This window comes from Thalassotalea montiporae, assembly GCF_053485855.1.
Window position 1 is genome coordinate 57,162 of the sequence record NZ_JBQRUO010000007.1, and the last position, 22,596, is coordinate 79,757.

At 44.3% G+C, this 22,596-nt stretch carries 23 protein-coding genes; 14 read left to right on the forward strand and 9 right to left on the reverse strand.

Annotated elements, in window-relative coordinates:
* Positions 1 to 12 precede the first annotated feature (12 nt).
* Positions 13 to 1,920, reverse strand: a complete 1,908-nt coding sequence (locus tag ACSLUR_RS16600) for a putative nucleotidyltransferase substrate binding domain-containing protein (RefSeq protein ID WP_448556393.1) — start codon at positions 1,918 to 1,920, stop codon at positions 13 to 15.
* A gap of 255 nt (positions 1,921 to 2,175) precedes the next feature.
* On the opposite strand from ACSLUR_RS16600, the gene ACSLUR_RS16605 reads away from it, so the two are divergent.
* The 4 genes from ACSLUR_RS16605 to ACSLUR_RS16620 all read left to right on the forward strand — a co-directional run bounded on the left by ACSLUR_RS16605 (position 2,176) and on the right by ACSLUR_RS16620 (position 8,211).
* On the forward strand, positions 2,176 to 2,421 hold the full coding sequence (locus ACSLUR_RS16605) for a DUF4212 domain-containing protein (RefSeq protein ID WP_374188917.1): 246 nt from the start codon (positions 2,176 to 2,178) through the stop codon (positions 2,419 to 2,421).
* Positions 2,421 to 4,157, forward strand: a complete 1,737-nt coding sequence (locus ACSLUR_RS16610; RefSeq protein ID WP_115998617.1) for a sodium:solute symporter family protein — start codon at positions 2,421 to 2,423, stop codon at positions 4,155 to 4,157. Before ACSLUR_RS16605 ends, ACSLUR_RS16610 begins: the two co-directional genes overlap by 1 nt.
* Positions 4,158 to 4,276: 119 nt before the next feature.
* On the forward strand, positions 4,277 to 4,717 hold the full coding sequence (locus ACSLUR_RS16615; protein ID WP_448556395.1) for a hypothetical protein: 441 nt from the start codon (positions 4,277 to 4,279) through the stop codon (positions 4,715 to 4,717).
* A gap of 53 nt (positions 4,718 to 4,770) precedes the next feature.
* A complete protein-coding gene (locus tag ACSLUR_RS16620; RefSeq protein ID WP_448556397.1) occupies positions 4,771 to 8,211 on the forward strand; it encodes a hybrid sensor histidine kinase/response regulator in 3,441 nt (1,146 codons plus the stop codon).
* 51 nt (positions 8,212 to 8,262) lie between these two features.
* On the opposite strand, the gene ACSLUR_RS16625 is transcribed toward ACSLUR_RS16620, so the two are convergent.
* The 4 genes from ACSLUR_RS16625 to coaBC form a co-directional block, all read right to left on the reverse strand.
* Positions 8,263 to 8,919 (reverse strand): response regulator transcription factor, encoded by a 657-nt coding sequence (locus tag ACSLUR_RS16625; RefSeq protein WP_448556399.1) that lies wholly within the window; start codon positions 8,917 to 8,919, stop codon positions 8,263 to 8,265.
* Positions 8,920 to 9,240: 321 nt separating this feature from the next.
* The gene (locus ACSLUR_RS16630; protein WP_448556402.1) at positions 9,241 to 10,710 is read right to left on the reverse strand and encodes an aminoacyl-histidine dipeptidase; all 1,470 of its coding nucleotides are present in this window, start codon (positions 10,708 to 10,710) and stop codon (positions 9,241 to 9,243) included.
* A 244-nt stretch (positions 10,711 to 10,954) separates the two neighbouring features.
* Complete coding sequence (gene slmA, locus ACSLUR_RS16635) at positions 10,955 to 11,539, reverse strand: nucleoid occlusion factor SlmA (RefSeq protein WP_115998622.1); 585 nt, start codon at positions 11,537 to 11,539, stop codon at positions 10,955 to 10,957.
* A gap of 125 nt (positions 11,540 to 11,664) precedes the next feature.
* Positions 11,665 to 12,876 (reverse strand): bifunctional phosphopantothenoylcysteine decarboxylase/phosphopantothenate--cysteine ligase CoaBC, encoded by a 1,212-nt coding sequence (gene coaBC, locus ACSLUR_RS16640; protein ID WP_448556404.1) that lies wholly within the window; start codon positions 12,874 to 12,876, stop codon positions 11,665 to 11,667.
* Between the two features lie 108 nt (positions 12,877 to 12,984).
* On the opposite strand from coaBC, the gene radC reads away from it, so the two are divergent.
* From radC to mutM, 8 genes are all read left to right on the forward strand, one after another.
* A complete protein-coding gene (gene radC / locus ACSLUR_RS16645; protein ID WP_448556406.1) occupies positions 12,985 to 13,656 on the forward strand; it encodes a RadC family protein in 672 nt (223 codons plus the stop codon).
* Between the two features lie 143 nt (positions 13,657 to 13,799).
* Positions 13,800 to 14,111 carry a PilZ domain-containing protein gene (locus tag ACSLUR_RS16650; protein ID WP_448556408.1) on the forward strand — a complete coding sequence of 104 codons (312 nt, stop codon included), beginning with the start codon at positions 13,800 to 13,802 and terminating at the stop codon, positions 14,109 to 14,111.
* A gap of 95 nt (positions 14,112 to 14,206) precedes the next feature.
* Positions 14,207 to 14,875 carry an AAA family ATPase gene (locus tag ACSLUR_RS16655; RefSeq protein WP_115998626.1) on the forward strand — a complete coding sequence of 223 codons (669 nt, stop codon included), beginning with the start codon at positions 14,207 to 14,209 and terminating at the stop codon, positions 14,873 to 14,875.
* Positions 14,862 to 15,257, forward strand: a complete 396-nt coding sequence (locus ACSLUR_RS16660; protein WP_116015815.1) for a hypothetical protein — start codon at positions 14,862 to 14,864, stop codon at positions 15,255 to 15,257. The genes ACSLUR_RS16655 and ACSLUR_RS16660 overlap by 14 nt, the downstream gene beginning before the upstream one ends.
* Positions 15,258 to 15,485: 228 nt before the next feature.
* Positions 15,486 to 15,722: a 50S ribosomal protein L28 gene (rpmB, locus tag ACSLUR_RS16665; protein ID WP_084692866.1), complete on the forward strand. Its 237-nt coding sequence runs from the start codon at positions 15,486 to 15,488 to the stop codon at positions 15,720 to 15,722.
* A gap of 10 nt (positions 15,723 to 15,732) precedes the next feature.
* Positions 15,733 to 15,888, forward strand: a complete 156-nt coding sequence (rpmG, locus tag ACSLUR_RS16670) for a 50S ribosomal protein L33 (protein WP_115998628.1) — start codon at positions 15,733 to 15,735, stop codon at positions 15,886 to 15,888.
* Positions 15,889 to 16,074: 186 nt separating this feature from the next.
* A complete protein-coding gene (locus ACSLUR_RS16675; protein WP_448556411.1) occupies positions 16,075 to 16,566 on the forward strand; it encodes a hypothetical protein in 492 nt (163 codons plus the stop codon).
* A 17-nt stretch (positions 16,567 to 16,583) separates the two neighbouring features.
* Entirely contained in the window at positions 16,584 to 17,396 is an 813-nt protein-coding gene (gene mutM, locus ACSLUR_RS16680; protein ID WP_448556413.1) for a bifunctional DNA-formamidopyrimidine glycosylase/DNA-(apurinic or apyrimidinic site) lyase, read from the forward strand.
* 89 nt (positions 17,397 to 17,485) lie between these two features.
* Here the strand turns inward: mutM and coaD are convergent, their stop codons facing one another.
* Positions 17,486 to 17,965, reverse strand: coding sequence for a pantetheine-phosphate adenylyltransferase (gene coaD / locus ACSLUR_RS16685; RefSeq protein ID WP_116015809.1), 480 nt, complete (start codon positions 17,963 to 17,965; stop codon positions 17,486 to 17,488).
* Between the two features lie 96 nt (positions 17,966 to 18,061).
* The gene (locus ACSLUR_RS16690; RefSeq protein ID WP_448556416.1) at positions 18,062 to 18,454 is read right to left on the reverse strand and encodes a hypothetical protein; all 393 of its coding nucleotides are present in this window, start codon (positions 18,452 to 18,454) and stop codon (positions 18,062 to 18,064) included.
* 164 nt (positions 18,455 to 18,618) lie between these two features.
* On the opposite strand from ACSLUR_RS16690, the gene ACSLUR_RS16695 reads away from it, so the two are divergent.
* Positions 18,619 to 19,275, forward strand: coding sequence for a TetR/AcrR family transcriptional regulator (locus ACSLUR_RS16695; protein WP_115998633.1), 657 nt, complete (start codon positions 18,619 to 18,621; stop codon positions 19,273 to 19,275).
* 42 nt (positions 19,276 to 19,317) lie between these two features.
* Here ACSLUR_RS16695 and ACSLUR_RS16700 read toward each other — a convergent pair whose 3' ends face one another.
* The gene (locus tag ACSLUR_RS16700; RefSeq protein ID WP_448556418.1) at positions 19,318 to 20,064 is read right to left on the reverse strand and encodes a 3-deoxy-D-manno-octulosonic acid kinase; all 747 of its coding nucleotides are present in this window, start codon (positions 20,062 to 20,064) and stop codon (positions 19,318 to 19,320) included.
* A gap of 67 nt (positions 20,065 to 20,131) precedes the next feature.
* Here ACSLUR_RS16700 and ACSLUR_RS16705 point away from each other — a divergent pair, with 67 nt between their 5' ends.
* Positions 20,132 to 21,190, forward strand: coding sequence for a glycosyltransferase family 9 protein (locus ACSLUR_RS16705; RefSeq protein ID WP_448556420.1), 1,059 nt, complete (start codon positions 20,132 to 20,134; stop codon positions 21,188 to 21,190).
* A 68-nt stretch (positions 21,191 to 21,258) separates the two neighbouring features.
* On the opposite strand, the gene waaA is transcribed toward ACSLUR_RS16705, so the two are convergent.
* The gene (waaA, locus tag ACSLUR_RS16710; RefSeq protein ID WP_448556422.1) at positions 21,259 to 22,545 is read right to left on the reverse strand and encodes a lipid IV(A) 3-deoxy-D-manno-octulosonic acid transferase; all 1,287 of its coding nucleotides are present in this window, start codon (positions 22,543 to 22,545) and stop codon (positions 21,259 to 21,261) included.
* Positions 22,546 to 22,596: the final 51 nt, after the last annotated feature.

Here is a 22,596-nt window from a genome sequence, read left to right on the forward strand (position 1 = left end):
TGTTAAGTCCTATCAGTAAACCGCCTGACGGTTATCTTGCAGTGTTTTAATCACTTTAAACGCATCTTTTAAATGCTCCCGCTCAAGTTTAGAAATCTCTTTGGGGGATAAATAGTTATCCGCTTTTTGGCCCTGGGTTAATTGGGCAGCTTGGTGATTAAGCCTAAGTGTGGTTAAAAACTCGAAAGCATCAATGAGGTTGTCGGCGGATGCTTTGGTGATCGCCGGTGTACCTGCCGCTTGGCGCAAACGTTCTATGGTGTTTACTGCGCTAATCCCTTGTTGCAGCGCATAAATACGGGCTAAATCAACAATCGGTGCGATGCCATTGTGCTTTAGATCCATGGTCTTCTTATTGTCACCATTGGAAATCAGCACAAAATCGCGGAAAAAGCCTAACGGTGGTTTGAATTGCAGCGCATTTCTCGATAAATGGGCAACAAACAAACTCGCTTTTTGGGTTCGCGCCAAGGTTTGTTGTTGCAGGCGAGCGAGCAAGGTGGTGTCACCGTAGATGGTGGTTAAGTCAAAGAAAACACTGCACTGGAGCAGTGCTTTTGGATCTGGCGAACTTATCCAAGTATGAAAGTATTGCTGCCATTTTTCTTCGGTTTGTCGCCATTTCGGGTTGGTCGCCATAATATCGCCGGGACAATAAATAAACCCACACTTGGCTAATCCGTCACACACAAATGTTGCAAGCTTTTCAAACCAAGAGGCGTGCTCTGGTTGCATGCTATTATCGATAACCAGTGCGTTGTCTTGATCCGATTGTGCCATTTGCTCTTGTCTAGCCTGCGAGCCAGCCGCTACCCAAGCAAAGGGCACAGGCGCTTGACCGTATAGCTGCTCGGCAATCTCAATTAAGCGAATGGTAATTGCCATGATGATGGCACTGACACTTTTACCCACTTGCTCCGCGGGTATACCAAGTTTTGCCATTCTGATCTGTAGTTTCGGTAACAACTGACTAAGCTCAACCAGTTCATCCACCGAGCTTGATTTATGTATTTGGCTAGTCAAACTGATGGCATTTTGTTCGGCAAAATACATTAAATCAGTAATGGTGAGCATGCCGCAAAGTTGGCCTTGGTCGGTAATTGGCAAATGGTGAATATGGCGGCTAGTCATAGTGATCAAGGCATTAAAGGCGGTATTTCTAACATCCATGGTGGTGATGTCGGCAGTCATAATCGCGCTAATTGGCTCACTGGGGGCTATGCCTTGGGCAATGCAGCGGCGACGAAAATCTTTGTCGGTCACTATGCCGCATACTTTGTTCGCGTTATCGACAACAACCAGACAGGAGAAACCTAATTCCGTCATCTTTTGTGCCGTTTCGCTGATGCTGCTAGTGAGCTTAATCGTAGCGGCTGGCGACTGATACAGCTGATCGATCCCGGTATTGGCTAATGTCGCATCCACCATGGCCTGCTCATGCAAGGCGGTGACTTGGTTTTTTAGTCGCTCTGCTGCTGAACGCTCAAAAAAGTGAATAATGGCGGGGGTATCACTGAAACAATCTAATAAGGCTTGCTTTTCAATGCAGTAGAGTAGGCAATCTTCTTCGGCAACCACCTCAATATCTGGATATTTATCCGGATAGCAAAATACCGTACAGATATCGCCTTCGCCATATTTGCCTATTAATTCCTTGCCTTGCTCTTGATCAGAGAGCTCGGTTTTGGCTTCTGTTTTTACATAGCTAAGTGCCCCTTTGCGCACAATATAAAAACTAGGGGCACTGTTTGTTTTTAAGTTATTGCTTGCCTTTAAATTCTCTAGGGGCAGCTGCTGATGCTGGGTGATATAGCAAATATTAATGTAACTGACGAGCTTGACGATACGTTCAAGTGGTACCTGCTCAAACGGCGCTATGCTGCCAATAAAGGCATAAATTTCACTGAGTTCGTTATCCATGCACTGCCTACCTTGATATAGCCTACCTTGATATGGCCTACCTTATTCGTATCTGCCACTTGCTATTACCTTGTTCTTTTTTAGGCGAGCACAGCGGTCTGGTCAACGGTTTTCACTCCAACCTAGACTAAAGTTGAATATCTCAGCGAAAACTTCCTTGCTAGTGTTTAGCTCAAGGTAGGCTCAATAACATTCTAAAAAAGCCTACTTACAGATTGATACTAATAACACAACAGGCGACACGAGGAGATCATTGTGGAAACAAGTTACTGGCAGGAGAACCTGCGACTTATTTTAATCTGTCTCGCAATATGGTTTATCGTATCGTTCGGCTTTGGCTTATTGCTTGTTGAACCGCTAAACACAATTCGTTTAGGTGGTTACAAACTAGGTTTCTGGTTTGCTCAGCAAGGTTCAATTTATACCTTTGTCGGATTGATATTCTGGTATGCCCACAAAATGAATCAACTAGATAAAAAATATAATGTGGAGGACCAGTAATGGACGAGTTAAAACTTTATACGTGGATCGCCGTTGGCGGTACCTTCGGTTTATATTTCTTCTTAGCTTGGTGGGCACGTGCTGGCTCAACCAGCGAATTCTATGCCGCTGGTGGTGGCATAAGCCCATTGCAAAACGGTATGGCGATTGGTGCTGACTGGATGAGTGCGGCATCGTTTATTTCGATGGCGGGTTTAATTGCCTTTTTAGGGTATGGCGGCTCGGTATTCTTGATGGGCTGGACAGGTGGCTATGTACTGCTAGCTATGTGTTTAGCGCCTTATATGCGCAAACACGGCAAATTTACTGTACCTGAATTTATTGGTGACCGATTCTATTCACGCACCGCTCGTATTGTCGCTGTTGTCTGTTTAATTATTGCATCGGTAACATACATTATCGGCCAAATGAAAGGGGTCGGCGTTGCCTTCTCTCGCTTCTTGGAAGTGGAATACGACATGGGGCTTTATATTGGCATGGGTGTGGTCTTTGTATATGCCACGCTGGGTGGCATGAAAGGTATTACCTACACGCAAATCGCCCAGTATGTAGTGCTGATCACCGCTTATACCATTCCAGCAATTTTCATTTCACTACAGTTAACCGGTAACCCAATCCCGCAATTAGGCTTAGGTTCAACACTCGCCGATGGCAGTGGTGTCTACTTGCTTGATAAGCTGGATATGGTGGTCACCGATCTCGGTTTTAAAGAATATACCACCTCAACGCTTGGCTCGGTTGAAATGTTCGCCTATACCATGTCGTTGATGATAGGTACGGCGGGCTTACCACACGTTATTATGCGCTTCTTTACTGTGCCTTCAGTAAAAGCGGCTCGTCAATCTGCGGGCTACGCCTTGGTTTTCATCGCATTGCTTTACACCGTTGCCCCGGCCGTTGGCGCAATGGCACGCTTCAATTTGATGAATACCATTGAGCCAGCAGCGGGTGAGAATCTGGTATACGATGAGCGTCCACAGTGGTTTAAAGACTGGGAGCGTACTGGTTTACTGCAATTTGAAGACAAAAATGGCGATGGCAAAATTCAATACACCTCAGATGCGGCGACCAATGAAATGGTCAAAGTTGACCGTGACATTATGGTGTTGGCGAACCCATCAATTGCGAATTTACCAAACTGGGTAATTGCACTTGTTGCGGCAGGTGGCCTAGCGGCTGCACTCTCCACAGCGGCAGGCCTCCTGTTAGCGATATCGTCAGCGGTATCCCATGACTTGATGAAAGGGGTTTTGGTGCCTGATATGAGTGAGAAAACTGAGTTGCGTGCCAGTCGGATTGTGATGACCTTGTCGATACTGTTTGCTGGCTACCTTGGCCTGAATCCCCCCGGTTTCGCCGCTGGTACTGTTGCACTCGCCTTTGGTTTAGCAGCATCCAGTATCTTCCCGGCACTGATGATGGGTATTTTCTCGAAGAAAATGAGTAGCAAGGCCGCAATTGCAGGTATGTGTGCAGGCCTTGGGGTAACCATGCTGTACGTGTTCCAGCACAAAGGCATCATGTTTATTCCAGGTACCTCATTTATGGGCGGTATGGAGCAAAACTGGTTCTTCGGAATTTCACCAAACGCATTTGGTTCGGTCGGCGCTTTGGTTAACTTTGCCGTCGCCTTTATTGTACTGAAAGCGACTGGTCCAGCGCCAAGCGAAATTCAAGAGTTGGTGGAAAACTTCCGTACGCCACATGGCCAAATTGCCAGTGCGCATGACCATTAATTCTATTCGTAGAGAGGCGTTAGCTGAAATGCTTTGAGAGTTTGTTGTACTCGAGGCTTTGGGTAATCTAGGTGTCACCCTAGATTACCCTTTTTTCACTCATATTTATTAGAGGTTATATGAACAAACATACCAAGCTGGCAATTTTTATTGCGCCATTTTTACTACTCGGTGGCTATATCGCCTCAGATTACTATTTGGAATATCAAGCGAGTCAAGACAAGGTCGTTGAATTGGTGCCTGATGGTCATTGTGATGTCATCAATGAAAAGTGTGTTTTTGCAGCCGGTGATTTGCTCGTTAATGTTTATGATAAAAATGGTGTTACTGGCGTTAACTCAACCTATCCCATCGACAGTGCAGTACTGTTTATTGTCGATAGTGCTAAGCAATATCAAACCTATAATTTAGCCATGGCAAACAGCCCTTACTATTGGCAACAACCAACGGATTTACGTGAGCGAATTAGCGAAAAAGGTGAAAAACAGCGGATGCGGGTGATAGTGACAATAAAAGGTGGTAAATATATTAGTGAGTTTTATAGTCAAACTGTGCAATAAGCGAAGGGTATTTGCTTATCGTTTCATTTATCTAACAAGGATGCTTTAAATTTATGTTCGCCAATTGGCAATTGATCGTTGTTAGTTTTAGTTATATTGGCTTGTTGTTTGGTATTGCTTATCTTGGCGACAAGTATCGCCATCAGTTAACTAAACAGTGGCAGCCGCTAATTTATGCCATGACCATGGGCGTGTATTGCACCTCGTGGAGCTTTTTAGGCACAACGGGACAAGCGGCAACAGATTTTCTCTCTCATCTCCCAATCTTCTTGGGCCCCATTTTACTCTTTGTTTTTGCGTGGCCGTTTTTGTTGCGCATGATCCGCGTCAGTATCAAGCTTAACCTCACATCGATTGCTGACTTATTGGCGGCGCGTTTTGGTAAATCTCATAACTTGGCGATTTTAGTAACGATCGTTGCTTTGGTTGGTACCATGCCGTATTTGGCCTTGCAGCTCAAAGGCATTGTTTATTCATTTGAGCAATTGCAAGGCAGCTCGCCAATCAACACCACCCAGCTTGGTCTGATCATTAGCTTGGTCCTAGCAGGCTTCACTATTGTATTTGGCGTGCGCCAGCTCGATGTGACTGAGCGCCACCCCGGTGTGATGTTGGCTATAGCATTTGAGTCTATGGTTAAACTGATTGCCTTTATCATTATTGGCGTGTTTGTTTGCTTCTTTTTGTTCGACTCGCCACAAGCCTTATGGCAGCAATCAAATGCTCAAGCACAAATAGCAAACCAGTTAGAGTTTTCTAACTTAACTGGGTTATTGGCCATGTTATTTGTTGTGATGGCGGCGTTTTTATCATTGCCACGGCAGTTTCAGGTGATGGTGGTTGAGCTGCAAGATGAGCGAGATACTCGACTAGCGCGTTCATTGTTTCCTATTTACTTATTAATTTTTGCGTTGCTGGCGATTCCAATGGGCTTAGCGGGTAAAGAATTGTTAGGTAATCAAGTACCAGCAGATACCTACGTACTCTTTTTACCTGCCGTTGGTGGCCAGAACTGGATGTCATTACTGGCCTTTTTAGGGGCGATTTCGGCAGCCAGTTCTATGGTGATTATTGCCGCCATAGCACTTAGCACTATGCTCAGCAATGAAATTGTTTTTCCATTGCTGTACCGATATCGCGGTCGAAAACAAGATCTTTCATTCAATGAGTTTCGCGTTAATTTACTGAAAATAAGAAAGCTATTAGTGCTGTGCGTGATCATGCTGGGCTATATGGTGTTTTTACTGGCATCACCAGATACGTTAGCGGCACTTGGCGTGGTGGCATTTGGCGCTTTTGCGCAACTAACCCCTGCCTTGTTGGCTGCGTTCTATTGGCGAGGCGCTAGTTTAACTGGCGTTTTTGCCGGCATTTTAGTGGGTTTTTCGATGTGGCTCGTATTGAGCTTTTTACCGCAAATGGGGCTGGGGTTTGACGGCTATAGCGATGCTTTAGCTGAAAGTAGCACTATGGTTAGCTTATTGAGCTTGCTCGCTAACATTTTTGTGATGTACATCATTTCGCAAGTGAGCCGCCAAAGTGTGCAAGAACGCGTGCAAGCTTCAGTATTTCTTGAATGGCAGGCACCCGAGGCGAAGACCAAACAACACAAGAAAACTGTCAGCCCCAAAGAGCTTGAGCTACTGGTGTCGCGCTTTATTGGTCAGCAAAAAGCACGTGAGCATTTTGCTGCGTTTAATGCCTCAGTGAATAAAGTCGTGATTGGTGCTGCGCAATATAATCAGCAATTATTGGAATTTACCGAAAACAAGCTGGCGAGCACAATGGGAGCATCGTCAGCGCGTTTGGTTTTGTCATCGGCACTAGAAGGACGAGACTTTGCACTGGACGAATTGGCGATACTGGTGGAAGAAGCGTCGAGCCAACAGCAACGCTTTAGCCAATCACTGCTGCAAAGCGCAATTGAAAACGCCAGCGAAGGTATTTCCATTATTGATAAAGATCTTAATTTAGTGGCGTGGAATAAAAAGTATATCGACTTATTTGGCTATTCAGAGTCTGTGGTGTATGTCGGTAGCCCTGTTGCTTCGCTTATCCGCTTTAACCTTGAACGCGGTCTTTATGAAGCGGATCAAGTTGAGCAGCAAGTTCAGCGTCGTATTGATTTCCTTAGACAAGGTAGTCCGCATAGTTCAGAACGGGAACTTGGCGATAAAGTGATCCGTATTCAAGGAAATCCTTTGCCAGATGGTGGTTTTGTGATGCTGTTTTCCGATATTAGTGCCTACCGTCAGGCGGAAAAAGTACTAAAAGATGCCAATGTAGATTTAGAAGCCTTAGTGGATGAGCGCACCGAAAAGCTGGCGAAAGTGAATCGTGAGTTGGCGCAGGCACGACACAAAGCCGAGCAAGCACATCAACAAAAAAGCTTGTATTTAAAAGCTTGTAGCCACGATTTGATGCAGCCAATTGAGGCGGCGCGTTTATTTAGTGAAGCTTTGGCAAATCAACCGTTATCGGCACAGCAGCAAAAGCAAGTTGAGAACATTGGTCACTCGCTTAAAGTTGCTAATGACTTATTGTCAGACTTGGCAGAAATCACTCGAATTGAGAGTGGTAAAATTAGCCCTGATGTTGAGCCATTTGCGCTGCAAAGCTTATTTGATGAAATTGCCAATGAGTTTTCACTCTCCGCTCAGCAACATGGTATGCGTTTCACCGTCAAGCCAACCAAGATTTGGGTGTACTCTGATCGCTACCTGCTAAGGCGCATGTTGCAAAATTTGATCACTAACGCATTTCGCTATGCCAGCCCTGGATGCTTGTTATTAGGGGTAAGACGCCGTGCCAATAAAGTACAGATTCAAGTGATTGATACTGGGCCAGGTATCGCCCAAACGCAACAAGCACTGGTGTTTGAACAGTTCACTCAACTGGCGAGTGAATCACAACACAAAGGCAAGGGCTTAGGGCTCGGCTTAAGCATTACCCAAGGGATCAGTCAGGTACTTGGTCACGAGCTAACGCTGCACTCGGAGCTCGGTCACGGCTGTTGCTTTGCCATTGACGTTCCGCGAATAGAAGCTGCGAGCAAACCTGTTGCTCAAGCGATTAAGCCAGTCGCACTCGATGGTATTTGCGTGCTGTGTATTGATGATGACGAAGACGTCTTAGCTGGTATGGTTGAAATGCTTTCCAGTTGGCATTGTGAGGTATTAGCAGCCAATAACGCCACTAGCGCTGTTGAGATGTTTGAGCAGCATAAGTTTAATATCGATATTCTTTTAGTGGATTACCAATTGTCAGCAACAGAAAATGGTATTGCATTAATCAAAACATTACGTGAGATGACGAATGTTTATTTACCCGCTATTTTAGTTAGTGCAAGCAGTGAACAAGGGCTCAGCGACAACGCTGCTGCTGCCGATATCGGCTTTATGCGTAAAATGGTTAAACCTGCCGCATTAAGAGCAATGATGAGTGCTAAGTTAAGTGAGCAACTGCACCGTCAGTTTGTTGGTGAACGAGGCTAATTGCTTGTGCAAGTCGCCTCGCTAAGTCAACGCTACTTGTTGCTAGTGACACTAGTGTGAAAAGTCATGATCGCCTAAGTCTAATTGACTAATGGCAATCACTGCCTGCGTGCGATTGCGGACATTTAATTTCTTAAATATCGCTGTGGCGTGTGCCTTAATTGTGGCTTCTGAGACATTCAAATCGTATGCGATCTGCTTGTTAAGCATACCTTCGGCGAACATCAGTAATATTTTATGCTGTTGTTGCGTCAGGCTGGCGACGCGCTCGGCAATATCATGACACTCATCTGCTGCTGAGTGCGCACTGAATTGGGCGGGTAGCCATTGTTTACCAGCAAGCACTTCGATAATTGCTTGGTAGATAATGTCTATCGGCGTGGATTTTGGAATAAAGCCAACAGCACCAAGGTCGATAGCCTTATTCATTGTATCGTTATCTTCGTGCGCAGACATGATCACCACCGGAATTTGCGGGTGGTTTTTCCGGATATTGATCAGGTTGTTAAAGCCGTGGCCGCCAGGGATGTTTAAATCTAAAATCAGCAGGTCAGCATCTTGGTGTGTAGCAAGCTGCTGCTCCAATTCACTGATGGTTTCTGCGTCCAGCCATTGGCATTGAGTGATCTTCTGCGAAAGCGTGGTTAACAGTGCCTGTCGAAATAACGGATGATCGTCAGCTATTATTATTTTATCTGGCTGAATCATACATTTATCCTATTGTAATAGCCCAAAAGGGTAAGCTTTATGGGACTATAGCGTATGTTAATTGCAATTGAAAAGGGAACACCAATTTCAATAAATATTCGATCATTCTGGCTTGTTAAAACGCCCATCAACTGTGTTGTTACTTTTGAAATTAGAATAACTAGTTACCAAAAAATAACGCCTTGTTTATGAACCTTTTTCCTGCGCCATAATTGATCAACTCTTTAATTCAATTGGTATAAAATATAGCGCCACTTTTACGATCAAAAAAGGCGGCTTGTTGCCACCTTTTTAACGGATAACGTTTGCTTTATTTGAACGTTATTTTGCAGGGATGTTTTTCAGTACTGCTAACAATAATTGCCAGTATTGACCAACGGTTTCAACATTCACTTTTTCATCAGGTGAATGCGGGAATTTAATGGTTGGGCCAAATGAAACCATATCCCAATGTGGATAGGCGGTTTTAAATAAACCACACTCTAGACCTGCGTGAATCACCATAATTTCAGGCAATTTACCAAATTCTGCCTGATAGGTTTCACGAACCACCTGCATAATTGGTGAGCTGGTATCTGGTTGCCAGCCAGGGTAGGCACCCGTAAATTCGATATCGGCACCCGCTAACTCAAATACTGAGCGCACGGTTTCTTCAGTGGCTAAGCGACCATCGTCGTGCAAGCTACGAATCAAGGTTTGTGCAACAAACTTACTGCCTTTAGTGCGCATCACACCTAGGTTAAGCGAAGTTTCGACAATACCTTCAATGTCATCACTCATGCGAATAACGCCATTAGGGCAGGCATTTAACGCATTTAGAATCGTTAATTGGCACGCTTTTGACCAACACAGATCAAAATCTTCTGGCGAGATCAACAGCATATCCAGATCCGTTTCAATCGCTTTCAGATTGTCTTTAGCTTGTGCTAGATAGTCAGCTACTGCTTTCGTTAATGCCGGTACATATTGCTTGGCAACGACAAAACTGGCATTTGCTTCGCGTGGAATGGCATTGCGCAGGCTACCACCGTTTAGCTCGGTTAACTGAATATCAAACTGTTTAACAGCACTCAATAAGAAGCGCACGAGCAACTTATTGGCATTGGCGCGACCCGTATGAATATCAACACCTGAGTGGCCACCTTTTAAACCTGACAGCGACAGGTTGAATGCCTGATAGTCAGCAGGAACGGCTTCTGTCTCAATCGCAAAGGTTGCGTTGCCATCAATACCGCCAGCGCAGCCCATGTAGACTTCACCTTCTTGTTCAGAGTCGGTGTTGATCAGAATCTCGCCGTCAAACTCACCTGCCTGTAAGCCGAATGCGCCTGTCATACCAGCTTCTTCATCAATGGTTACTAGCACTTCAAGTGGGCCATGTGCAATATCATCACTTGCCAATACGGCTAATGCCGACGCTAGTCCAATACCGTTATCGGCACCTAAAGTTGTATCTTTGGCGGTTACCCAAAGGCCATCGGCTTCTTCAACTGTGTATGGCTGAATGGGGTCGGTTAAAAAGTCATGTTCAGTACCGCTATTTTTTTGCGGTACCATGTCCATATGCGCTTGAAGAATAACGCCTTTTCTAGCTTCCATGCCTGCGCTTGCTGGTTTCTTTAAAATTAGATTACCAACAGCGTCTTCTTTCACTGCGATGCCTTGTTCTTTCGCCCATGACTGGATCCAAGCGGAAATCGCTTGTTCGTGTTTAGACGGGTGAGGGATGCTGCAAATACGGTCAAATAATTGCCAAAGTGAGTTGGGGGTAAGTTGTGCTAGTTGCGACATGGTTTTACCTTTCAATTAAAAACGCCAGCTCTCTATCAGGCGAGAAGCTGGCGCTGTTAGAATATTTTATTTGGGTTATACCAATTTCAATAAATACTTGATCATTATGGCTGGTTAAAACGCTCATCAACTGTGTTGTTATTTTTGAAATTAGAACAACTAGTTACCAAAAAATAACGCCTTGTTTATGAGCATTTTTCCTACGCCATAATTGTTCAACTAATTAATTCAATTGGTATTAGGCTTATTTGCTTGCCATTAAAAATTGCCATTGTTCATTAAACTCATCGCTTGGCTTTTTGCTAAAACCAGAGCGCACGTATTGGCTAATTTTACCTTCAGCAAACGAGACTAATAAATTCGCAAGCGCCTGCTCTGAGATCTCAAAACCTTTACCTTCACGTAGCTTGCGCTCGCGTAAGACCTGCTTAAATTGAGACTCGAGTTTTTCAAAAAACTGGTTAACGCGCAAACGTAAGCGCTCGTTTTCACCCATCAGCGCGTCGCCAGATAAGATACGGCACATACCAGGGTTGCGCTCTGCAAAAATCAGCAACACATGCAAAATATGATGGCAGCGGATCACTGCTTCTTTGTGGTCTGATAAAATTAGGTTAATGCGAGAAAAAATCGATTCTTCAATAAACTCAATTAAGCCTTCGAACATGCGGGCTTTCGACGGAAAGTGGCGGTAAAGCGCGGCTTCAGAGACACCTACTTCGGCGGCAAGCTTAGCAGTGGTAATACGCTGTCCAGGACTTGATTGCAGCATCATAGCCAAGCATTCAAGAATTTGCTGTTTACGATTCGGTTTTTCGGTGGTTGACATCTAAAACTTCTCAGTCGAATTGTTATTGATTTTATCGCCGTAATTTTAGCGGCTTGATGATACTAACATCAAGCCAAAGGGCACAAATATGATGTAGCGCAATAATTATGTTAGTAAGCAAATACTTACGATTTGAGTTCTGCTTTTGCTGAAATAATCGCCACAAGATCTTTTGCTAACTGTGTTTTGCTGGCCAGCGAAAGCTCGGTTTTATCGGTTGCTGAAAACACGGTTAAGGCGTTGTCATCGCTGTTAAAGCCTTGACCTGCAACAGACACATTATTTGCGGCAATCAAATCTAGATTCTTGCGCTGTAATTTACCACGTGCATATTGTTCGACGTCTTGCGTTTCTGCGGCAAATCCCACGGTAAACGGACGGTTTTCGGTTAGCGCGGCAACATCGGCAACAATGTCAGGGTTTTTTACCATGTTGATTTGCATGGCATCTTCGTGCTTTTTGATTTTTTGCTCGGCAACTTGTGCAACGCGGTAGTCGGCTACAGCCGCACATGCCACAAAGACATCTGCTTTTGGCGCGTTGGCAAGCGCTTGCTGGTGCATTTCTTGCGCGCTAACGACAGGTACATGCTGGCTGTGACTTGGCGGTGTTAATTTTGTTGGCCCAGAGATCAACGTGACATTAGCGCCAGCCTCAATCGCCGCCTGTGCTATCGCATAACCCATTTTGCCTGAGCTATGGTTGGAAATATAACGCACAGGATCTATTGGCTCTTGTGTTGGGCCAGCAGTTATGACCCAGTGCTGGCCGGCGAGCGCTTGCTGGTCACGAGCAAACAGCTCAGTTACTGCACTGACTAATTCAGGCACATCTAACATGCGTCCTAAACCAACATCACCACAAGCCTGTTCACCAGCTGCTGGACCAAATTGTTTGATGCCAAACTTAGCCAATTCATTAAGGTTTCGTTGGGTGATCGGGTTGTGCCACATTTGTTGATTCATTGCTGGTGCGATGGCAACAGGTGCCGCTGTTGCTAACGCAATCGTAGTCAATAAGTCATCTGCCATACCGTGAGCGAGTTTGGCAATGGTGTTTGCTGTTGCTGGCGCGACAAGAATTAAGTCGGCCCATTTCGCTAGCTCGATATGTCCCATGGCTAATTCGGCTTGCGGGTCGAGTAAATCGTCAGCAACTGGATTAGCAGAAACAGCCTGCAGCGATAGTGAGCTAACAAATGCTTTCGCTGATTCTGTGATGACCACGCGAACATTCGCGCCTTGTTCTTTTAAGCGTCTAACGAGCTCAGGTCCCTTGTACGCGGCAATCCCACCAGTAATTCCTAAGACAATGTTTTTATTGTGTAAAATTTGCATACGCTGCTAATCTTAAAGCACTTCTGCTCAATATAAATACGAATGGGCAGCAGTATATCAGGGATGAGATGTCAGCATAAGAGTCAGCGAGAGATAAGGAGCACATGGATGTTAAAGACATGGCCAGCACAGGAAAGGCCGCGTGAAAAGTTGTTGAATCAAGGTGCGCACGCACTCAGTGACGCTGAGCTTTTAGCAATATTTTTACGCACCGGAGTAAAAGGCTGCTCGGTGGTTGATTTGGCGCGCCAGCTGCTCAACAATTTTGGCAGTATTGCCGCTATTTACCAAGCCAGCATGCAAGACTTTTGTCAGCATCATGGCTTAGGGCAAGCTAAATATGTTCAGCTTCAAGCATGTTTAGAAATGTCTAAACGCTATCTTAAAGAGCAAGCTGGCGTGCAGCAGTATTTAACCAGTTCTAGTGATACCAAAAATTATTTAATTTCAGAGCTTCGTGGTGAACGCCATGAAGTGTTTGGCGTTGTTTTGCTCAATAGTCAGCATCAAGTGATCGGCTTTGAACGATTATTTGAGGGGACGATAGACGCCGCTGCGGTATACCCGCGTGTTGTTGTCGAAAATGTCCTGTTACAAAGTGCTGCGGCCGTAATTTTGGTTCACAATCATCCGTCTGGATTGGCGACACCGAGCGAGGCAGATCAGCGTATTACGCAGCGGTTAATTCAGGCATTGGCCTTGATTGAGGTAAAAGTACTCGATCATTTAATTGTCGCTAAGCATCAGTGTTATTCATTTGCAGAGCATGGGCAATTATAAAGCGGTTGCAAATCAGCATAATGGTAGCTAATTTTAGCTTAATAAGGGAACAATTGTCCCGATGAACAAAGTACTGAGCAATGCACTAAACAAAGTTTTAAGCAAAGTATTTTCAATCAAAAGCAACAAGCAAGGATTGTCTTATGACCGACAGTAGTAACCATGAGATAGAAAGGCGTCAATCAATTCGATTAGATATGGAAAAAGAACTGGTCACAGTCAGTTGGTCTGACAGTGATGGCAGGCAATGGACAAAAACCTTGGCTTGTTTAGATTTTTCGCGCGGTGGTGTGCGCGTCGATAGCGATATGGCAATTGCAGAAAATACGCAAGTGGTGATCACCTTTAAATCTAACAGTTCAGCACAGCAAGAGTTTGATTGTACTGTGTTGCGTTGCATTGAGCAGCCAACGGGCTGGTATGAAGTTGCCTTTACGTTAGATGATAAGAAGTAAGCGTTAAGTGCACACAGCGATGTGAGATGATATTTGAACTATACTGGTGTACAAGTAAACAAGAATTCTACCTGTTTTGATAGGAAGTTAGCAGCATGATGATATTGGTTGGTGGTGAAAAAGGTGGTAGCGGTAAAAGTTGTTTAGCGCAGAACATGGCGGTGTACTTTGCTAAACACAAAAATGCCATTGTCTTGATGGTTGATTGTGATCCGCAACGCACAACGTCTGATTGGATTCAGGCGCGTAATACTGACCCTTCGCTGCCGGCTATCAATTGTATTCAATTATACGGCAAGATCCGCAATGATTTACTCAGTTTAAACCAACATTACGACTACGTTGTGGTTGATTGTGGTGGTCAAGACAACCTTGCGCTGCGCGCTGCAATGTCGGTTGCTGACCATGTGGTGATTCCACTTCGCCCGAAACGTCGAGACTTAAAAACCGTGCCTCATATGGAAGACATGCTAAGCACGTGTAAAATGGTTAATCCGAAAATGCTCGCCTCATTTGTGATTACTCAGTGCCCAGCACTGCCAACCCAAGCCAATCGAATTTTAGAAGCTAAAGAAGTCTGTGCCTCATATGGCATTAATGTACTTAACGCAGTCACTTATAACCGCAATGTTTACGATGATAGCGAAGAGTCTGGCTCTTCGGTGTTAGAAAATGAGCCTGATGGCAAAGCTGCACAGGAAATGATAGCGATTGCTGAGGAGCTGCTTGCGATGAAGCCGGATAACTCTCATGAGTTTAACTGATCTTAAAAAGGGCAAAGGGAAAGCGGTAAAAAGGAAGAACTTTACTGTTGATGAGTTTATCTCTGACGCTGAAGACTACGCGAAAGGCCAACCTAAACTGGTTAAAGAAGGTAAGAAAGCGCCTAATACTGGTCTAAATCTCGAACAGGCTATTGCGGCTGCTGAGCAACAAGTGGTGGCCAAAAGTAAAAGCAAAGAAAGTAACCGACCATTTCGTCATGCAACGTTTACCTTGAGCGAAGATGCCATTGCACAGCTGAATGTTTTAGCTAAAGAGTCTAAGCTGGCGAAGTCACATATTATTCGTATTTTGATTGATCAACTCGCGACACAAGATCAAAAACAACAGCTAGCGGCCCTGTTAGGATCGAAAACCCTCTAATTCGGTACAATTAATCAGCACTTTGTTGGTTTTTTAAGGGCTAAATCTTGTTGTGCATCACCTCTATCTCTATGATAAATAAGCTAGTTATCATTGTATTTGGTTAAAATATGATTAGTACTAGCATTCGAGGATTAGTTTCACTATAATATGCCACCTTTTTCAGGATCCCGAGGCGACGGCCAAGGGGAATTAGCTCGAGCTGAAATTAATTTTGGAGTGACTCAAATGTCTAAAGTTTGCCAAGTAACTGGCAAAAAACCAGTTGTAGGGAACAATCGTTCTCACGCTAGAAACGCGACACGTCGTCGTTTCTTACCAAACCTTCAATCTCACCGTTTTTGGGTTGAGAGCGAAAACCGTTTCGTAAAATTACGCCTTACTCCTAAAGGTATGCGTATTATCGATAAGAAAGGCATCGATGCAGTATTAGCTGACATCCGTGCTCGCGGCGAAAAAGTCTAAGGAATAAGTCATGCGTGATAAAATTCGTTTAGTATCTTCTGCTGGTACAGGTCATTTTTATACTACTGACAAGAATAAAAAGACTATGCCAGAGAAAATGGAAATCAAAAAATTCGACCCTGTAGTACGTAAGCACGTTGTCTACAAAGAAGCTAAAATCAAGTAATTTTACTTCTCGAATTTTCTAAAAACCCAGCAATTGCTGGGTTTTTTATTGCCTAAAATTTATCTAATATCAAATTGAGTGGTTATTTGCTCACTCAGCGATAATTAATCAAATTGTTATAAGCTAATGTAATAGCGCCATAGTTTTCGTATGATATAGCGCTAATTGACGATAAATGAAGATGTTATGAGACTTTCCCGCGCCGCTTGGAATAATGTGATTATTTTTTCAGTGATGGGTTTTATTCTGTTAATCAATTTTACCCAACAAGGTGAAAGCGACGATCCGCAATCAGCTGCGGTTGAACAGTTCGTCATTGGTGAAAATAAAGTGATTCTAACGATGAATATTGATCAGCAAGTCACTATTGAGCGAGCTGGTCAGGGGTGGCGATTATTGCCAGCGCAGCGTTTATCGAATCAACTTATCGAGCAAATGATGCGTACTTGGCAACAAGTGCAGGGGCAAGTGATTGATATTGAAATAGATCACTCCCAGCAATCTGGCTTGTTTATTAGTATGGTATTAGCTGATCAACCCAATATTCAGTTATTTACTTTGTATTTACTGGCAGAACAAGTCGTTGTTCATAACCACCAATTGGATCGCTATTTTTCGCTGCCATTGCCAATGTTTAATCAAATCATACCAACTGGTTTACTGATAAATCAGTCATAACCTGATAGTGAATTAAGATGCCCGAATTACCTGAAGTCGAAGTATGCCGTTTAGGCATCAAACCACATATTGATGGTGAAACAATTACCGATATTGTGGTCCGCCAACGTCAACTGCGATGGCCGATACCAGAGCAAATTAGCGATGCGGTTGGCGAAGTGATCGTCGCCGTTGAACGCCGCTCAAAGTACTTAATTATTAAAGTGGCAAGTGGCAGCATACTCATTCATTTAGGTATGTCAGGTACAATTCGCGTTATTGATAAGGCATTAGTGCCAGTAAAACACGATCATGTTGATATTGTTTTGGGCAATGGCAAGGCATTAAGGCTCAATGATCCGCGCCGTTTTGGCGCAGTGCTATGGCTTGCCGGTGATCAAGACGAGCAAGGAGTACTTGCTAAACTGGGACCAGAGCCACTGACAGACGATTTCCATGCCGATTATCTCTATGAGAAATCGCGCAATAAAGCGGTGCCTGTTAAAACCTTTATTATGAATAATCCGGTCGTGGTTGGTGTTGGCAATATCTATGCAAATGAATCACTTTTTTTAAGTGGTATTAGGCCAACCAAAAAATCGGGTAAGCTGACTAAAAAGCAATGCCAAGTCCTCACTCATAACATTAAAGAGGTACTTGCCGCGGCAATTAAACAGGGCGGTACAACGCTGAAAGACTTTACCCAAGCCGATGGTCGCCCAGGTTATTTTAAACAGTCTTTGTATGTCTATGGGCGCGCAGGTGAGCCTTGCTTAACTTGCCAAACGACGTTGAAAGAGGTACGCCAGTCAAATCGTAGCTCAGTGTATTGCCCACACTGCCAAAAATAACCTAACAACCTAGACTGTGATAATTAGGCTATGAAAATCTGTGTTAAGTAGAGTTCAATTGCAGGTGATAGAAAAGGCGCTAAAAGCACCTATTTCATAGAGTCTTCAAGTGCTTGTTGAACGACCGGATGAACAAATTGGCTAACGTCACCTTTGTGCAACGCAACTTCTTTCACTAGGGTTGAGGAAATAAACGAGTTTTCTTCAGCAGGCGTTAGAAAAACACTTTCTAAATCCGGTGATAAACGGCGATTCATGTTGGCGAGTTGAAATTCATACTCGAAATCCGACACTGCACGCAGGCCACGGATCAGCACGTTAGCTTGGTGTTCTTTCGCCAGATCGACAAGCAGGCCAGTAAAGCCAATCACGCTGACATTGTCTAAGTGAGCGGTGACTTGCTCAAGCATTTTTACGCGGTGGTCTAAATCAAAGCGCGGCTTTTTACTCGGGCTAAAGGCGACGCCAACAACAACTTCAGAAAATAATTTGCTGGCACGCTCAATCAGGTCAGTATGACCGTTGGTTACAGGGTCAAAAGTACCTGGGTAAATTGCTTTTACAGACATCTTCTATGCAATAATTTAAATTAAAGTGCCGATCATTCTAGTGATCAGCACGGATAAATTCAAAGTGATTGTGCGGTTAAGAGAGTTAAGTGAACATTATACTTGTTGCTGCGCTTTATATTGCTCAAGCAAGGCTGTCATACGTTCGTTAATTAAATTGATTGCCTTGAGCGGCCTAACCATGACTTTAAAATCAATAATTTCGCCTGAATCGTTCCACGTGATCATATCGATACCATTGACAAAAATGCCATCAATTTCTGTGCTGAATTCAAGTACTGCGCCATTTTCACAAAGGAATTCTCGATCATAGGTAAAGGCTTTATTGGCAAAAGTATGGAGGGCGGCAGTTAAATACATACCAACCATTTTTTTACCTTCCACTGGGCGATGAATAATCGGTGAGTGCAGTATCACGTTATCTGCCAGTATTTTTTGTAACATATTGATATTACGTGTTTTAACCATTTCGTGCCAGTGCGCTAACATACTCTTTCCTTTGTTCTTTTGTTTGATCTTGTCAGTGTCAAGATAAGGCGGCTTGATGAAAATAGCAACAACGAATCACAAGTTTTTTTGAGCAAATACTTTAAGTCAGATTGACTTTGATAGTATGATAAAACGACAGCTGGGAAGAGGGGTACACAATAATAATGAAAACATGGGATAAAATTATTCAAGCTAGTATCGAATTGTTTAATGAACATGGAGAGCGTAATGTCACTACAAATCACATTGCCGCACATTTAGGTATTAGCCCAGGCAATCTCTATTATCACTTCAGAAACAAAGAAGACATTATTCTGTCGATATACGAACAATATGCGCGTAACTTAATTCTCGATACGTTCCCGTTAATGTCTGACGATATCGAACCGCTTGATGCGATTATTTTGTATATGGATGCGGTTTTTCAGGCAATGTCTAAGTTCCGTTTCTTTTATGCAAATCTTCCTGTATTGCTGGCAAAGAATCCGTCGTTGCGAGAGAAGTATGTTGAGGTTCAGGAGCTGATCAGTAAGCGAGTAAGCGATATGATGATTTCATTGCGCGATGCTGGCATGATTAATTTTAACGACGAAGAGCTCCCTGATCTCGTTAGCATTTTGCGTTTGGTTAATACTTTCTGGTTAAGCTTCTACCAAACACAGAATATGGAAAATGAGATTGATGCCTCAGTATTCTACGAAGGGGTGTTAAAGATTCTCGTTATCTTAAAACCTTACACCACAGAAAAAGCGCTACCTGAATTTCTAAAAGCCCGCGAATTGTATTTAGCGCGCCATGAAGAAGCCCGTTTAGCTGGCTAGTGACTCTACGTACAGCTAGCAGAGAAACCTTTCTAAGATAGGTTACTTGAACGTTTGCAGATAGCTTTGCTCGAGTAACTGCCAATGTGCATCTTGCCAATGAATCGCAGGGTGCTTGGTTTTTTCTTTGTGAAAAGACCTTAACAGCCTTGCCATATTAGCTTGCTGCCAATCGCCACCCGAACGTATTTCACCTTGGTCAAAATCAATCAGCCAAACCTGCTGTTTGTCATCTAATAAGATGTTGTGAATGTTCAGATCGTGATGATATACACCTTTTTGGTGAAACGCCGCAATGGTCTTGCCAATACGTTGCCAAAGTTCGTCTGTTAATGGTTCGCGTAACAATCGCGCGTAGAGGTCTTCCGCGTTGTTGATCCGCTCAGAGATGATGTCTGCGCGATAACTCAGCCCACTGCGACGAATTCGACAAGCAACAGGTCGTGGCGCTGGTAATTGCCATTGAGCCAGTTGGCTCAACAGAACATGCTCTTTAACTGCACGAGTGTTGTTGATGCCAGTGTACAAATAACTGTCATGGATAAGTTTGCCAATCAGGCCACCGCGATAGTAATGTCTAAGCACCCAATCATGCGCTTCGCATTTGACAAAGTAGGTTGTGCCGCGCCCCTGTGCACTGCCGGTCACGGCGTTTTGATTCTGCCAATAGTCACTGTCGAACATTTCATTGTTTAACAAATGGGCAAATTGTTTGTTGTAAAGCAGCCATTGGTGCGGTTCTTTTACAAGTGAGGCAAGTCCAGAATTTACAATTGCATCGAGGTTCAAGATAATAGGCCAAATTCAAATACCAGCATAAGCTGCCTATTGTGGTGATTCCTCTATGGCGGGTCAAATGATCGCTCCAAAAAAACTCTGTATTTTACGTTTATCCGCTATTGGCGATGTTTGTCATGCGGTTGCTATGGTGCAAGCGATCCAGCGACAACATCCTGATTGCGAAATCACTTGGGTGATCGGCAAAGTGGAAGCCATGCTGTTAAGCGAATTACCCGGTGTGAAATTTGTCGTATTCGATAAAAAAGCCGGCTGGCAAGGCTATATGGCATTACGCAAAGCCTTGGCAGGCCAAGTGTTTGATGTGTTGTTGCATATGCAAGTTGCACTGCGCGCTAGTATTGCCAGCTTAATGATTAAGGCAAAAACGCGCATTGGCTTTGACCGCGCTCGTGCCAAGGAAGGGCAATGGTTGTTTACTAACAGCCAAATTCAGCCGCAAGCTGAGCCTCATGTGTTAGACGGCTTTATGGGCTTTGCCCAGCAACTTGGGGTGAGCGATACGAAACCACACTGGCATATGCCAATCAGTGATGAGCAGCAGCTATGGGCGAGTGAGCAGCTAGTGAGTGATAAGCCTATTGCAATTATTTGTCCTGCGGCTAGCAAAGCTGAGCGCAATTGGTTGGCACAGCGTTATGGCGAAATTGCCTACCACCTGCACCAGCAGGGCTTTGCTGTTGTACTTTGTGGCGGCCCAACAGACCTTGAACAGAAGTTAGCGACCATTATTCAAGCCAACTGTCCTGAGCCTTTGATGAATTTGGTTGGTAAAACTTCGCTTGTGCAATTAGCAGCTTGTTTGAAACTGGCACACTTGGTAATTGCACCTGACACTGGGCCCGCTCATATGGCAGTGACTGTTGGTACACCTGTCATAGGCTTGTATGCACACAGCAATCCTAAACGCACTGGCCCATACTTGTACCCTCAATATGTTGTCAGCTACTACCAGCAAGCCATTCAAGCGCAATATCATCAGCCCATTAGCAAACTCCCTTGGGGGGTAAGAGCGAAAGGTGATGATTTAATGGAAAACATTTCTGTTGAACAGGTGAAAGATAAAATTCGACAGCTAATCGCCGATCTCTATCCTGAGCTATCAAACACACCTTAAAATCACTTGAGCGAGTTCCACGGTTGATGTGTCAGCACTTAGATCATTACAGGCCATTTCAAGACAATTTAGCTCAGTTCCGTTTTTAGTGCCGCTAGGGTTCGCTCGCTACATCCTTGGTTGGCTTTCACCACTTGATAAGCGTTACTCCCCAACGTTTGCGCTTGTGTGTTGTTAGCTAGTAGCTGGCTAACCTCTAAGCTTAATTGCTGAGCGAGTTGCTGTTTGTTGTCCTGATGCGCTAGCGTGATAATGCCGTTTTGTTGCACTAACTGTTGATGTACTTCGGCAAAATTAGCCATGTCTGAACCCACAATTGTTGGCTTTTGATAAAGCGCAGGTTCAAGCGGATTGTGGCCACCAATGGTGGAAAACGTCCCGCCGATGGTCACGATATTGGCGAGTTGATAGGCAGCTAACAGCTCTCCTAACGAGTCCATCAACCAAACTTGTGTTTCTGGCAATATTGGCTGAGCATCACTGCGTCGCTGATAGCTAAAGCCTTGTTGGGCAAGTAACTGGGCAACTTTGTCGAAGCGCTCTGGGTGGCGTGGAACAATCACCAATAACAGTTCGCTATGTGCTTCACGAACTTGGCGATAAGCATCCAAAATTAGCTGCTCATCACCTTGATGACTGCTGGCAAGTAGCCATACAGGGCGTGCTGGCGAAAACATTGGGCTTAGCGTTTGGTACTTAACCTTGGTGTCACTGCCTTCACTGATGTCATATTTAAGATTACCAATGTTATGACAGCGAGCTTGCCTTGTCCCCAAGGCGATAAGGCGCTCTTTATTGACTTCACTTTGCGCGAATACTTGATCAAATTTTGCTAGGCAGGGTTTGATAAGCGCTGAAAACTTTTGGTAGCTAGCTACCGATTTATCTGAAATTCGACCGTTGATCAGCAGTAATTTGGTATTTCGCTTATGCGCTTGTGCTACTAAATTGGGCCAGAGTTCGGTTTCCATGACCACTAAAGCTTTGGGTTTGAGTTTAGTTAGAAACAGTGTAGTGCAAGGCCAAACATCAAGCGGAAGGTAGCAATGCTGAACCCGATCACCGAAAATTTTTTGCACTTGCTCTGAGCCTGTCGGCGTAAAGGTGGTTACCGTTATGGGTGTATTGGGAAATTCAGCTAAGCACTGATTAATAAAAGGTTTAAGTGCCAATACTTCACCGACACTTGCGCCATGAATAACAATACCGCCTGAGCCAAACTTATTGGGCACTATACCTAGTCGCTCGTGTAGCCTTTGTCGATAAGCTGGCTGGCTTAATGAGCGTAATATTGCCGCGAGCAACACAACAGGTAGTAGGAAAATAAGAAGCAGTCGGTAGGTTAGCAGTGCCAAGGTAATGTCATTATGTCGAAAATTTTCGCTATTATAGCCCCCGTATTTAGA